The organism is Odoribacter sp. (assembly GCF_985060555.1).
Genome location: NZ_CFKYFN010000039.1, coordinates 1 through 13,457, shown reverse-complemented (window position 1 = coordinate 13,457; position 13,457 = coordinate 1). Strand labels below are relative to the sequence as shown.

The 13,457-nt window shown below is 43.7% G+C and carries 12 protein-coding genes; 8 read left to right on the top strand and 4 right to left on the bottom strand.

Features of this window, described 5'->3' with window-relative positions; all coding sequences use genetic code 11:
* Positions 1-353: 353 nt before the first annotated feature.
* Positions 354-1,193 (bottom strand): alpha/beta hydrolase, encoded by an 840-nt coding sequence (locus tag AC5RDS_RS05600; protein WP_118122176.1) that lies wholly within the window; start codon positions 1,191-1,193, stop codon positions 354-356.
* A gap of 734 nt (positions 1,194-1,927) precedes the next feature.
* Here AC5RDS_RS05600 and AC5RDS_RS05595 point away from each other — a divergent pair.
* The 4 genes from AC5RDS_RS05595 to AC5RDS_RS05580 are packed head-to-tail and all read left to right on the top strand — an operon-like array spanning position 1,928 to position 7,124.
* On the top strand, positions 1,928-2,080 hold the full coding sequence (locus tag AC5RDS_RS05595) for an NAD+ synthetase (RefSeq protein ID WP_013611484.1): 153 nt from the start codon (positions 1,928-1,930) through the stop codon (positions 2,078-2,080).
* Positions 2,081-2,137: 57 nt separating this feature from the next.
* Positions 2,138-4,330: a glutamine synthetase III family protein gene (locus AC5RDS_RS05590; RefSeq protein ID WP_494222251.1), complete on the top strand. Its 2,193-nt coding sequence runs from the start codon at positions 2,138-2,140 to the stop codon at positions 4,328-4,330.
* A 20-nt stretch (positions 4,331-4,350) separates the two neighbouring features.
* Complete coding sequence (locus tag AC5RDS_RS05585) at positions 4,351-6,228, top strand: amidophosphoribosyltransferase (RefSeq protein ID WP_013611482.1); 1,878 nt, start codon at positions 4,351-4,353, stop codon at positions 6,226-6,228.
* 11 nt (positions 6,229-6,239) lie between these two features.
* Positions 6,240-7,124, top strand: coding sequence for a bile acid:sodium symporter family protein (locus AC5RDS_RS05580; protein ID WP_118104671.1), 885 nt, complete (start codon positions 6,240-6,242; stop codon positions 7,122-7,124).
* Between the two features lie 10 nt (positions 7,125-7,134).
* Here the strand turns inward: AC5RDS_RS05580 and AC5RDS_RS05575 are convergent, their stop codons facing one another.
* Together AC5RDS_RS05575 and fldA are read right to left on the bottom strand one after the other, a co-directional pair.
* Positions 7,135-8,343, bottom strand: coding sequence for a zinc-dependent metalloproteinase lipoprotein (locus tag AC5RDS_RS05575; RefSeq protein WP_494222250.1), 1,209 nt, complete (start codon positions 8,341-8,343; stop codon positions 7,135-7,137).
* Positions 8,344-8,522: 179 nt separating this feature from the next.
* Positions 8,523-9,032 (bottom strand): flavodoxin FldA, encoded by a 510-nt coding sequence (gene fldA / locus AC5RDS_RS05570; RefSeq protein WP_022159542.1) that lies wholly within the window; start codon positions 9,030-9,032, stop codon positions 8,523-8,525.
* Between the two features lie 218 nt (positions 9,033-9,250).
* Between fldA and AC5RDS_RS05565 the strand changes: the two genes are divergently transcribed.
* Positions 9,251-9,958 (top strand): hemerythrin domain-containing protein, encoded by a 708-nt coding sequence (locus AC5RDS_RS05565; RefSeq protein WP_013611468.1) that lies wholly within the window; start codon positions 9,251-9,253, stop codon positions 9,956-9,958.
* Positions 9,945-10,565: a response regulator transcription factor gene (locus AC5RDS_RS05560; protein ID WP_013611467.1), complete on the top strand. Its 621-nt coding sequence runs from the start codon at positions 9,945-9,947 to the stop codon at positions 10,563-10,565. The genes AC5RDS_RS05565 and AC5RDS_RS05560 overlap by 14 nt, the downstream gene beginning before the upstream one ends.
* Before the next feature lie 33 nt (positions 10,566-10,598).
* On the opposite strand, the gene AC5RDS_RS05555 is transcribed toward AC5RDS_RS05560, so the two are convergent.
* Entirely contained in the window at positions 10,599-11,030 is a 432-nt protein-coding gene (locus AC5RDS_RS05555) for an Hsp20/alpha crystallin family protein (RefSeq protein ID WP_013611466.1), read from the bottom strand.
* A gap of 362 nt (positions 11,031-11,392) precedes the next feature.
* Between AC5RDS_RS05555 and AC5RDS_RS05550 the strand changes: the two genes are divergently transcribed.
* Positions 11,393-12,652: a glycerophosphodiester phosphodiesterase family protein gene (locus AC5RDS_RS05550; RefSeq protein WP_118104675.1), complete on the top strand. Its 1,260-nt coding sequence runs from the start codon at positions 11,393-11,395 to the stop codon at positions 12,650-12,652.
* Between the two features lie 199 nt (positions 12,653-12,851).
* Complete coding sequence (locus AC5RDS_RS05545) at positions 12,852-13,364, top strand: ferritin-like domain-containing protein (RefSeq protein WP_013611464.1); 513 nt, start codon at positions 12,852-12,854, stop codon at positions 13,362-13,364.
* Positions 13,365-13,457 lie beyond the last annotated feature (93 nt).

Sequence of the window (13,457 nt, the reverse complement as noted above, 5' to 3'; positions counted from 1 at the left end):
CTGCCCCGGAATTTAATTGTAAAAACTTCCTTATATTTTCTTTGCCCGGTAGTGCTAACGATAGATGCAGGGTTTTATGGCGGAAGACCATTGGAGCGGGAACGAGGAGCCGGTTAGGTTTTCCGAACGCCCGACCGGTGGTGTCTGACGAACGAAGTGAGGAGTTCCGCCGGTCAGTGAAGGAAAGCCTTAGCGGATCGTTCCAGGCGAACCGGTCTGACGGGATAAAACCCGGAATCGGAATAGAAAGAAAAAAAATAAACCTACATTTATAAGTTGTAAATATGTATATCACTACCTGATAGAAATGCTTAGCGGGCTTGAAATGCCTTTTATCTATCGAAGATTTTCGGTCAATTAGGGTGGAAATATTTATAAAAAAACAGCAGTTGATAATCTATTGCATTATTCCAATATTCGTGTGTATGCCCGCCCGGACGGGTGAGGAAATCGTGGGGAATATTGTAATACCGGAGTTTTTCATGTAATTTCTGATTTACGGTATAGAAGAAGTCGTAATATCCGCAATCGATAATGATGGCTAAAGGTCCCGACTTGCTGTTGTAGGGCGATTGGTTGATTACGGTATATTCGTTCCAACGCTGGGGATTCTCGGAATAGGGGCCCAGCAATTGCTTCATTTCCCAATTTTCGGGGAAAGGCCGGATATCGACACCTCCGCTTATCGAGCCACAGGCTCCGTAAGTGTCCGGGTGACGGAAAGCCAGCCATAAAGCACCGTGCCCGCCCATACTGAAACCGGTGATAGCTCTTCCTTTGCGGTTATTATAAGTGCGGTATTGGGAATCGATATAGTTGATCAGCTCTTTGCTCACATAAGTTTCATAGCGGTAGGAAGGATTGATGGGGCTATCCCAATACCAACTGTTCAGGCCGTCGGGACATACGATGATCATATCGAAATTAGAAGCCATTTGAGCCAGATCGGGTTTTGTATAGGTGGCCCACGTATCGTAACATCCTCCATAACCGTGGAGCAGATAGGCTACCGGGTATTTTTTCTGTGTATTTTGGGTATAGCTGGCAGGCAGGATAATGATATTTTTAATTTGTTTTTTCATGGACGTACTGTAAACCGAGATCGTGTCTATTTTCTGGGCTTGAGTTGGGAGGTAGGTCCCGATCAGAAATAAGGATAGGAACAATAATTGTATCAGTCTTATTTTTTTCATAAGGGTATACTTATTGGTTTGTTACCGGATATTAACAATATAAAACTTGCTGCAAATACTCTGTAAAGATATTTATTTCTTGTATATTTTCCTGCATATTTTTTTGTTTTTCTTTGATTTTGTCCCTGCGGATATGTAACAAATACGTCATTATTTTTCAATAGTTTCGTCATAAATTTGCATTTTGTATATGGATTTCTTGTAAAGGTTCATCTTCCTCGACTGTTACGGGCAACATTTGACGTAAACTCTGGTAGGCATAAAATACCGGATACAAAGAATGTTTTGGAGATTAAAATCTAAAGTGATCCTACTGATTATTTTGGAAACTATCGATTTTATAGTAAAATCTATTTTTATTGTAGGTGTGTGTAAAATTGGGGGGGGTATGTATTGAATTATTTGTGTTCTATTTTGATATATATGTATTTTTTGGGGGGGTATGTGGAAAAATAATTCAAATTTTATTTGATTATTGTTCTAAATATATATTTTTGTCTTGGTTTTAATGAAAATAAGAAATGGGTTTGGAAAAATACTTTTTGTAGCGTATATATCCCCTTGTTTTTTTAGATTGAATATTGAAAACAGATGTTTTTATTGAAACAATATCGGCAAATCGTCTCTTTTTTCCCGGAATGTCAGATTGTGGGAACGGCTAAAGACACTTTTCAATTTCCTTCTGCCGGGAAAAGACTTCCGGCACTTATCGTTTGATTTAAAATTTCAGGCTTATGAAGATTACACTATCACAGTTGAACGTTATGGTCGGAGATATTCTCTCGAATAAAAGTAAGAACATAGACTATATTGACGAGGCTGCGGATAGTGGTGCAGATCCGGCGTTACCCGGCGAAATGGTCCTGTCTGCTGTGGGAAGGGTGTAAGATGCCGTTGGCCGATGATGTATACAGAGATAAAGAACCACCTAAACAATAAATATTATGACAACACTTAGATTTAAAATGGTTGAAGAGGCGATCGGAAGAAAAGCCGTAGAAGTAAAAGCACCTGCCGAACGTCCGGCAGAGTATTTCGGAAAATATGTTTTTGATCGGGACAAAATGCGGAAATATTTGCCGAAAGCTTGTTTCGAAACGTTGATGAATACGATGAAGAACGGGAGCCCGTTGGATCGGGAAACAGCCGATTGTGTGGCTGCCGGAATGAAACAGTGGGCTCAGGATATGGGAGCTACTCATTATACGCATTGGTTTCAACCCTTGACGGGAGGAACTGCGGAGAAACACGATGCTTTTATCGAGGCCGATCACGAAGGAGGAGTGTTGGAAGAGTTCACAGGAAAGTTGCTGATACAACAAGAACCGGATGCTTCCAGTTTTCCGAGCGGTGGTCTTCGCAATACATTTGAAGCCCGGGGATATAGTGCCTGGGATCCTGGTTCTCCGGCCTTTATTGTCGATACGACCCTTTGTATACCGACTATCTTTATTGCTTATACGGGGGAGGCCCTGGATTTCAAGGCCCCTCTTTTGAGGGCTCTCGAGGCAGTAAACCGTGCGGCTGTGGATATTTGCCGGTATTTCGACCCGAAGGTGGAAAAAGTGTTCTCTTATCTGGGATGGGAGCAGGAATATTTTTTGGTAGACGAAAGCCTGTGGGCGGCCCGTCCTGATCTGGTACTTACCGGCCGGACGATGATGGGACATGAAAGTGCTAAAAATCAACAGCTGGATGATCATTATTTCGGTTCTATACCGACTCGGGTGATTGCTTTTATGAAGGATCTGGAATACGAATGTCAGCAATTGGGAATCCCGGTAAAAACCCGCCACAATGAGGTGGCTCCGAACCAGTTCGAACTTGCTCCGGTTTTCGAAGAGACCAATCTGGCTAATGACCACAATCAGTTGTTGATGTCTACCATGAAAGTGGTGGCGAGGCGTCATTGTTTCCGGGTACTTTTGCACGAAAAACCTTTCAAGGGGATCAACGGTTCGGGCAAGCACAACAACTGGTCTTTGGGTACCGATACGGGAGTGAATCTGTTATCTCCGGGACGTTCTGCTACAGAGAATCTGCAATTTATCACCTTTCTGGTGAATATCCTGATGGCGGTCTATCGACGGAATGGCTTATTGAAAGCCTCTGTGATGAGTGCAGGCAATGCCCATCGTTTAGGAGCTAACGAAGCTCCTCCTGCTATTTTGTCGGTATTCCTGGGGACTCAGTTGTCGGCTATTCTGGATAAAATCGAATTCAGCCAATCGGATGAAGCGATTCAGTTGGATAAAAAGACCGGGTTCAGGATGGACGGGATTACGCATATCCCTGAACTATTCAGGGATACGACCGATCGTAACCGGACATCACCGTTTGCATTTACCGGCAACCGGTTCGAATTCCGTGCCGTCGGTTCCTCGGATAATTGTGCCGATGCCATGATCACTTTGAATACGGCAGTGGCTTATCAGTTAAAAGAGTTTAAAGCTGATATTGATAAACTCATCGCTGAAGGACATACGAAAGAAAATGCTATCTTTACGGTGTTAAAACGGTATACGGTGGCATGCAAACCGATTCGGTTCGAGGGGAATGGATATAGTGATGAATGGAAGGCTGAAGCTGCCCGGCGTGGGTTGGATTGTGAGACCAGCGTTCCCCTGATCTTCGATCGTCTGTTAGCCCAGGAGAACATCCGGATGTTCGGAGAAACCGGTGTATTGAACGAAGTGGAACTGCATGCCCGGGCTGAAGTGAAATGGGAGACATATACCAAAAAGGTACAGATCGAAGCCCGTATATTGGGAGATTTGGCTATGAATCATATCTTACCGGTGGCTTCGCGTTACCAGAGTATGTTGCTGGATAAGGTAAGCAAGTTTATGGCGATTTTCCCGAAAGAGAAAGCCAGGGTTTTGGCCGAACAAGACTTAGAATTGATAGAGAAGATAGCCCGGCATATGACCTGTATTCAGACCCAGGTGGAGGCAATGGTGGAAACCCGGAAAGTGATCAATAAGATGGGGGATATACGGGAAAAAGCGATTGCTTATCACGACCGGATAGCCCCGACCTTCGATGAGATCCGGGCTCATATCGATAAATTGGAATTGATTGTCGATAATGAAATGTGGACGTTGCCGAAATATCGGGAACTTTTGTTTTTGAGATAACGAACAGGAATGGAAATGTTATGAGTGACGCAATTAAACATGAATGTGGGATTGCCATGGTGAGGTTGTTGAAACCTTTGGAATACTACCGGAAAAAATACGGAGATGTTTTTTGGGGGATGAATAAGCTTTACCTGCTGATGGAAAAACAGCACAACCGTGGACAGGAAGGAGCCGGAATGGCTTCGGTAAAGTTGAATGCCCGTCCGGGCGAAGAATATATCTTCCGGGAGAGGGCGGAAGGAACGGGGGCTATTCAGGATATTTTTTCTGCTGTCCACCGGGCGATTACCGAATGCCGGAGGATAGAACCGGAGGTGCCCGACGAGGAGTTGCCTTTTATCGGCGAGATGTACATGGGGCATTTGCGTTACAGTACAACGGGGCGTTCGGGGATTTCATACCTGCATCCTTTTTTGCGTCGTAATAATTGGCGGAGCCGGAATCTTTCGTTGGCCGGAAATTTCAACCTGACCAATGTGGACGAAATATTGCAGTATATCGTGGAACGGGGACAACATCCCCGGCATAATGCGGATACTTTTATTATACTGGAGCAATTAGGGTATTTACTGGATTATGAGGTGGAACACCTCTACCGGAGATTCAAGGCCGAGGGCCTGGCCGGTCAGGCGATGAACGATGCGATCGAAGAGAATATCGATATCGAACATATTTTGCAGGAAGCTTCGGCACGCTGGGACGGAGGATATGTCATTACCGGTTTGTTGGGAAGCGGGGATCTTTTCGCTTTCCGGGATCCTCATGGAATCCGGCCTGCTTTTTATTATGCCAGCGATGAGGTGATCGTCGTTGCTTCCGAGCGTCCGGTTATTCAGACGGTTTTCGATTTGCCGGTAACAGAGGTGAAAGAATTGATGCCCGGACAGAGTATCGTTGTGAAACGGAACGGTAATATGAAAGTAAGTACGATCCATCCGGCCGTTGAAGTAACTCCCTGTTCTTTTGAACGGATTTATTTCTCCCGGGGAAGTGATTGCGATATTTATAACGAACGGAAGGAACTGGGGCGTCTGCTGACCGAAAATATTTTGAAAAGTGTCGGATATGATGTGGATCACACTATCTTTTCTTTTATCCCTAATACGGCAGAAATCGCTTATTATGGGATGATGCAGGGCTTGGAAGCCTGGTTGGACCGGCAGAAGAGTGAAGAGATCTGTGCCCGGAACGGACAACTGAGCAGCGCGCAGATCCGGGAAATCCTGTCGCGGCAGATCCGGACCGAGAAGTTGGCCATCAAGGATATCAAACTGAGGACTTTTATCGCTGAAGGAAATAGCCGGAATGATTTAGCCGCCCACGTGTACGACACCACTTATGGGACAGTACGGGAAGGGGTGGATTCGATCGTCGTTATCGACGATAGTATTGTCCGGGGTACTACCTTGAGGCAAAGTATAATCAAAATCCTTTGCCGGCAGAAACCCAAAAAGATTGTGATTGTCTCCTCTTCGCCTCAAATCCGTTATCCGGATTGTTATGGCATCGATATGTCGAAGATGGGAGAGTTTATCGCTTTTCATGCTGCTATCGCTTTGCTGAAAGAGAGGAGATTAGAACGGGTGATCGATGAGGTGTATACCAAAAGTAAGGCTCAGATAGCATTACCCAAAGAAAAGGTCGTGAATTATGTCAAAGAAATTTATGCTCCTTTTACAGACGAAGAGATTTCTGCTAAGATTGCCGAAATGATCACCCCTGAGAATTGCCCTTCGGAAATAGCTGTGGTATATCAGACGATAGATCATTTACACCAGGCTTGTCCGAATCATTCCGGGGATTGGTATTTTTCGGGTGATTATCCCACTCCGGGCGGAAACCGTCTGGTGAACGGGGCTTTTGTGGAATGGTATGAGAAAAGGTTTAATTCCTAAATCCGTTTGTCGTGTTACAAAAGATAAAGACCTGGATGCTTCCGCTGGCCATGTTGTCGGGAGCATTTTTTTATGAATTCTTTCAACAGTTGGCTTTTTTAACGCCCTACCTGATTTTCAGTATGTTGTTTATTACATATTGTAAATTGTCTTTTCGCGATTTGAAGTTCAGTGGTTTGCATCTGTGGTTGCTGGCTGTTCAGGTTGTCGGGGGTTTGGTGGTTTACGGTGGATTGGTGTGGTTCGATCCGGTCGTGGCACAGGGAGGTCTGATTTGTGTTTTGGCACCGACCGCAACGGCTGCTGCAGTGATCACGGGAATGCTCGGAGGAAGTGTCGCCTGTCTGGCGGCATATACTTTGATGAGTAGTTTGGTGGTAGCTGTCGTATCTCCCTTGATCTTTACTCTGTTGGGAGAACATAGCGATATGACCTTCTGGAATTCCGTACTTTTCATTTGCCGGCAAGTCATGCCTGTCCTGATATTACCTTTTGCATTGGCCCTGTTTTTGGAGAAAGCTTTGCCGTCTCTCCACCGGCAGTTGAAAAAACTGCAAATTCTTTCCTTTTATCTTTGGGCGTTGGGATTGACTATTGTAACCGGGAAAACGGTTTATTTTATCGTGTATCAGGAGAATGCCGATATTACGGAAGAGTGGTGGATGGCCGCATTAGCATTGGTGATCTGTGTCCTGCAATTTATCCTGGGCAGGCGTATCGGACGGCGGTATGGCGATCCTGTTTCGGGAGGGCAGGGACTCGGACAGAAAAATACCATCCTGGCTATCTGGATGGCACAGGTATATCTGAACCCTCTTTCCTCCATCGCTCCTGCTTCGTATGTGCTGTGGCAAAATATGATCAATAGCTGGCAGTTGTGGAAAAAAGGAAAATAAGAACAGAAGGCTACTCTATTGCTCTGGCTGCAGGAACGATATCTTCCCGCGCCACTTTCGTTGTAATGATGTTTTTCGGTCCGGGGATCAGGGGACTATTTTCCAATACATGGCGTACCCGGCTGTATTGATTGGCGGTAAACCGGTTTTGGTAGGAATGGAAATAGTCCATGACGTTGGTAGATATAAAGCTTTCTCCTTCACATCCGTTTCTTGTGAATACTTCCTGTGTGTAAGGTTTGGAAAGTGTATTCAGCCATTCGGTATAGGTATTACGGTCATAATTGGGGGTATCCTCACAATAATCCGTTTCGTTGCACCCTTGCTCGGAGAATACGTGGAATAACCCCAGATAGTGTCCCAGCTCATGAGCTAAAGTCACATAAATGTTATCCTCGGTGATATAGGTATTGTTGATAGAAATACAATGGGTATAGGAAGGCATGTTCGAGAAATAGTGGTTATTCGCAGTCAGGCCCGGAAGACTGTTTTCACGGGGGGTGTATGGGAGGTGGGAGATTCCTGCCGTGGTCTTTTCTTTAAAGGTATATACAAATACATTGATGTATTTATTCAGGTCCCAAACGAATGAATTGAACGAAGTATTGCTTTGAGCCATGAAATCCTCACAGCTCATGACTGCTGCCGGGGTTTTCAGGATGCGTTCGATGCCGGGTTCGGCCAGGGGATTACCGGCAGGATCTTCGGTAGCCGCCACCAATTTCAGGTTCATAGGAATACTGTTGGTACCTGTATTGTACAAACGGTTGCATTCGTCGATCATTTTGGTGAAGAATTCTCCGGAAGCATTTTGCAAACTGTCGGTTTCATCCGCATAGAATAAATGAAAAATAACGGGCAGTTCATAATAATAGTTGTTGCCGCTTGTATCCTGATATACATGTACTTCAGCCTCTTTCTGGTCGCAGGTAAAAGTAAAACGGGTATCTCTTTCGGCTTTGGTGTCGTTGGTATCTACCTGAATTAATATTTCGGCCGTTTTACTGCCTTCCAGTTTATCGGTTTTACACCAGGTATCCCCTCCTGTGATTTTCCATTCACAGTTACTGTTGACCGTTAGTTTCCATGCGCCGCCGTTACCGGAAAACCGGAGGGTGTTTTCGGAAATTTTCAATACCTGGGGTGAAGGATGGTCGGTCACACAGGCGAACACTGCGATCGTTGTGAAAATCAGAAATATAAGTCGTTGTATTTTCATCGGAATCTTTTTTATTGAATGCAAATGTATAAAAAAGACTTTATATACTTGACACTTTAAGTTGTTTTAAAGATTGTTTTCACACAGCCTGTAAAAAAAGATTTTGGTGTACGGAATTGGAACATATACGATCGGTGACTTCGGAAAGCGACCGATCGTAGCCTCATAGCAGGCTGACTTCAGGATAAAACCGTTACTTTTAAGCGGTCTGTCCATTTTTTTATTCTGGTATCGGTTCGGTCCGATTCATTATTATCGTCGATCGGGAGCCCGACAAATTTACCGTCGATAACTCCACCGGAACCATCGAAACGATATTCAGAGAGGTCTACTTCTCCCGTAAAAGTACAACCGGTGTGCTGAAGCTCGTGATAGATGACACCCAAAGCATCACAAAAACTGGAACTAAAACTGACCGAATCTCCGCATCCGAACAAGGCGACGGTTTTGTTTTTCAGATCCATATCTTTGAGTTTGAAAAGGAAATCATTCCAGTCGTCCTGCATTTCCCCGACTCCCCAGGTCGAACAACCTAATAACAATACTTCGTAGGGTTGTACGGCATGGGGCGTTGTATCGGCGACATTGTGTACATCTTCTTTCCCGATCCCCAATTGAATAGCGATTTTATTCGCTACAGATTCGGTATCACCGTTGGTGGAACCGTAAAAAATACCTGTTTTTTTCATAAAAATAGTGATTTAAAGTTATTATAAGTCAACTGTTTATCTATTCTGTGCAGATCACTGTTCTGTTTACGGAGCGGAAGAGAAATGGGGTGGCTTATTATGTCGAAAAAATTTTAATTGTGGTTAAACTAATGGGCTGATTATTGAAAAATACCTAAAAATAGGGATTGGTTGGAATCGGATAAAATGTTTATTTTGCATGATTAAATTTATTTAGAATGAATAAGCGTTTAAAATATTCCGGTACAGATAAGATGAGTGATCTGATTTGTGAGAATTATAACCTGTTACTGGTGATGAGTCGGTTCGGGTTATCCTTGGGATTCGGTGACCAGACTGTACAGCAGGTATGTGAACGTCAGGGGGTGCATACGGGTACTTTTCTGGCTGTTGTGAATTTTATGGATGGGGAATGTTGTGTGTCCGAAGAGTTTCATGACCAGATATCGGTTGAAGCCCTGATGGAATATTTGAAGCAGGCTCATTCTTATTTTCTGGATTATAATCTGCCGGTGATCCGGCGGAGGTTAATAGATGCCATCGATTGTTCGCAGGATGACGTTGCTTTTCTGATTTTGAAATTTTACGATGAATATGTCAACGAGGTGCGGGCACATATGGGATATGAGAATGAGGTGGTTTTTAAATATGTGAATGCACTATTGCAGGGTGAGGATACCGGGCGATATAATATCGGTGTTTTTGTTGCACGTCATAACCAGATCGAGACTAAACTGACCGAACTCAAGAATATTATTGTCAAATATTATCCTTCCAGGGCGAATAATAATCTGTTGAATACCGTATTGTTCGATATTTATTCTTGTGAAAAAGATTTGTGTTCACATTGCCGGGTAGAAGATTATATGTTTGTTCCTCTGATTGCAGAATTGGAAAAGAAAGTACAGGAAAATGCAGGAAGATGAAGTTTTAAAGATTGCTATAGCCGAGACATCGATGATCGTCCGTAGTGGATTGGCATTGGTCTTGAAGCGGATTCAGGGATTGAAAATTCTTCCGATAGAGTTAGTCTCCGAAGAATCGTTGGATGAATGTGTACGATTTCATAAGCCTGAAATTCTGATTGTAAATCCGTCATTTACCGGATATTTCGATGTGCGTAAATTTAAAGAAACGCCTCAGAATGCGGGTGTGAAATGTATTGCTTTGATGTGTTCGGTGGCCGATCAGGGTGTGTTGCGGAATTACGATGAGTCTCTGACGATATATGACGATGCGGATACGATCAGGGAAAAATTGAATCGCCTGTTGAATGTTCCCGGGGAAGAGACAGAAGAAGAATTAGCCGGACAGGAAGTGTTGAGTAGCCGGGAAAAAGAAATTATTACTTGTGTCGTCAAAGGGATGACTAATAAAGAAATTGCAGATGCCTTGTATTTGTCGGCCCATACGGTGATTACTCACCGACGGAATATAGCCCGTAAGTTACAGATTCATAGTCCGGCAGGCCTGACTATTTATGCGATTGTAAATAAATTGGTGGAGTTGCAGGATATCAAAGAATATTTGTAATAAAAAATCCCGGAAACAATCCGGGATTTTTTATTATTTGATTTCAATCGTTCGTCCGTTTTTTTCTTCCGGAATTACCGTTTGTTTCGGGATATCGATGGTCAATACACCGTGTTCCATCCTGGCCTGAATCTTCTCTTTTACCACATCATCGGGCAAGATCATCGCTTGCTGGAAGCGGGTATATGAAAATTCACGTCTCAGATAGCGTCCCTCTTCTTTTTTATCTTCTTTCTGTTCGTGTTTCTTTTCCATACTGACCACCAACTGGTTGTTGTTTTCGATTTTGATGGTAAAATCCTCACGGGTCATACCCGGTGCAGCAACTTCGATTTCGTAATTTGTTTCGGTTTCCCGAATATTGATTGCCGGTGCAGTAGCATTGGTTTTTTCCATCCACGTGTTATCGAAGAAATCATTGAAGATATCCGGTAACCAAGTCTGTGTTCTTCTTACAGGTACCATAATTTAATCCTCCTATTATTTAAGTTTAACATATTCATTGGGTAGAACCGGTATTTTAAACCGTGTTCGTTTTAGGAGATTGCAATCGGTATGCCGCAATTCGTGGGGAAATACGTATTTTTTTTGTAGATTATGTGTAATTTATTGATAATAAATAAGAAAGAAGAAAGAGATGCTTTGTGTGTTAAATTGCTTGTAATGAGTGTGTTATGTTGTTTTGGCAGAATAAAGGAAAAATTGTCATAAAATCTGTTTGGAGGTCTGCCAAATCTTCATGGTTTTGTAACAAACCCGTGGGCTTTTAATGAGGGGATATCAGCTTTATTCTTTATTTTTGCCTTATTAATAAAAGAATAATACCGATGAAAATGCTCTTACCCGTATTGTTGATGCTGGCGACCGGGAAAACGATATTGCCCGGAGAGGTAAAAGTAAAGACTTTACCTCCTGAATCCCGTGAAGTTTTGGATTATTTACCCCGGAATATTGTTATAGCCCATCGGGGTACGACGTATTGGGCTCCGGAGGAAACCGAAGCCGCCATGCGTTGGGCCCGTAATATCGGAGCCGATTACCTGGAACTGGATTTACAACGAACGAAAGATGGGGTATTGATTGCTCTGCACGATGTCAATCTGAGGCGTACGACGAATGTTGAAACCGTATTTCCGGATCGGGCCGACTCGCCTGTTTCGGAGTTTACCCTGGAAGAGCTGAGACAACTGGATGCCGGTTCGTGGTTTAACAAAGCGAATCCGGATCGGGCCAGAAAAGCATTCGAAGGCTTAGACATACTGACCTTGGAAGATGTCGTGCGTATAGCCGAGGGCTATCGCATAGTCAGAGACCGGGCAGGAAAAAGAGTGTACGATATCGACGGGCAGGGGAGAAAGCACACCCGTTACGAAAAAGATCCTGACGATAACGGTAATCGTCCCGGTATTTATCCCGAAACCAAAGAACCTCATTTGTTTCCGGGTATGGAAAAAGATTTGGTGATAGAATTACAAAGACTGGGGTGGTATCATCCGGATGCCGGACAAATGAAACAAATTCCGGTAACCGCGGGCAAAGTAGCTATTGCAAATTCGTCGGCCCGGGTGATTTTGCAGACTTTCTCGGACGAGAGCCTGGTAAAACTGAAAGAAGCTTTCCCACGACGGATTCCTACCTGCTTTTTATTGTGGTTAGGGAATGACGTTTCTGACTTAAAACAAAATACCCCCGAGCAATATGCTGCCAAAATCAATTTCGGTATAGAAAACGGGGCTGTGATTATGGGGCCTAGTATTGCAGGGGCACCTAATCATTATGATGAACTTTTGTCTCCCGGAAACGGTGAATTGATTTACCGTTCGGGTATGGCCATTCATCCCTATAGTTTCGATACGGTGGAGCAGATGGAGGAATATACCGGATTGAAAGCCGGACAGCCGGCACAAAACCGGGCCGATGGAATGTTTACCAATAAGTCGGATATGACTATCCGGTTTTATCAGGAAACGTTGCCCGCAAAATATCTGAAGTCGAATGTAACCTCAGGCCTGCCGGATCATTTACAGCAAAAAAAGAAGCTGGAAAAGGCTGAAAAAGTATTGGAACAATTAGGGTATTACAACTGACCGGATTTAGGGAGGGTAGATTCGTTGCCCTCCTGTATAGCTGTAATGCGGGGATATGATTTCTATACCTGCCTCATTATAACGATCCTGAATATTTTGATGAAGGTTTCCGAATAGATCTCCCGGTCTATCGGACGACAAACAACTTCTTTGGCCGTAGTACGTATAAAAAGAACAAAATGAACTAAACACTAAAATTATGGCTAAAGAGAGTGTAAAAATCCTGCAAGGAAAATTGGATGTGGAAAGCTTGATTTCACAGTTAAACGCAGCATTGGCTGAAGAATGGTTGGCATACTATCAGTATTGGATCGGTGCTTTGGTTGTCGAAGGTGCTATGCGTCCGAATGTACAGAGTGAGTTTGAAGAACACGCCAATGAAGAACGCAAGCATGCCGAAATGATTGCTAAACGTATCATCGAACTGGAAGGCGTTCCTGTTTTGGATCCCCAAAAGTGGTCGGAACTGGCAAGATGCAAATACGATACTCCACAAGACTTTGATTCTGTTTGTCTGCTGAATGACAATGTGGCTTCCGAGCGTTGTGCCATACTGAGGTATCAGGAAATTGCCGACTTTACAAATGGTAAAGATTTTACGACCTGTGATATGGCGAAAAAAATTCTGGCCGAGGAGGAAGAGCATGAACAGGATCTTCAGGACTATCTGACCGATATTGCCCGGATGAAAAAATCAATCCTTGGTAAATAGTTTATTGTAATCACGGGGACGGGGATAATATGTGAAAATATCTAAAGCTTTTCCCCGCCCCCGGTTCGTTCATTAAATAAAAATTTCTCCGCG

Coding starts and splice junctions, on each gene's coding strand:
- AC5RDS_RS05585 (WP_013611482.1), top strand. CDS start 4,351: ATGAGTGACGCAATTAAACATGAATGTGGGATTGCCATGGTGAGGTTG.
- AC5RDS_RS05545 (WP_013611464.1), top strand. CDS start 12,852: ATGGCTAAAGAGAGTGTAAAAATCCTGCAAGGAAAATTGGATGTGGAA.
- AC5RDS_RS05575 (WP_494222250.1), bottom strand. CDS start 8,343: ATGAAAATACAACGACTTATATTTCTGATTTTCACAACGATCGCAGTG.
- AC5RDS_RS05560 (WP_013611467.1), top strand. CDS start 9,945: ATGCAGGAAGATGAAGTTTTAAAGATTGCTATAGCCGAGACATCGATG.
- AC5RDS_RS05595 (WP_013611484.1), top strand. CDS start 1,928: ATGAAGATTACACTATCACAGTTGAACGTTATGGTCGGAGATATTCTC.
- fldA (WP_022159542.1), bottom strand. CDS start 9,032: ATGAAAAAAACAGGTATTTTTTACGGTTCCACCAACGGTGATACCGAA.
- AC5RDS_RS05565 (WP_013611468.1), top strand. CDS start 9,251: ATGAATAAGCGTTTAAAATATTCCGGTACAGATAAGATGAGTGATCTG.
- AC5RDS_RS05555 (WP_013611466.1), bottom strand. CDS start 11,030: ATGGTACCTGTAAGAAGAACACAGACTTGGTTACCGGATATCTTCAAT.
- AC5RDS_RS05550 (WP_118104675.1), top strand. CDS start 11,393: ATGAAAATGCTCTTACCCGTATTGTTGATGCTGGCGACCGGGAAAACG.
- AC5RDS_RS05600 (WP_118122176.1), bottom strand. CDS start 1,193: ATGAAAAAAATAAGACTGATACAATTATTGTTCCTATCCTTATTTCTG.
- AC5RDS_RS05590 (WP_494222251.1), top strand. CDS start 2,138: ATGACAACACTTAGATTTAAAATGGTTGAAGAGGCGATCGGAAGAAAA.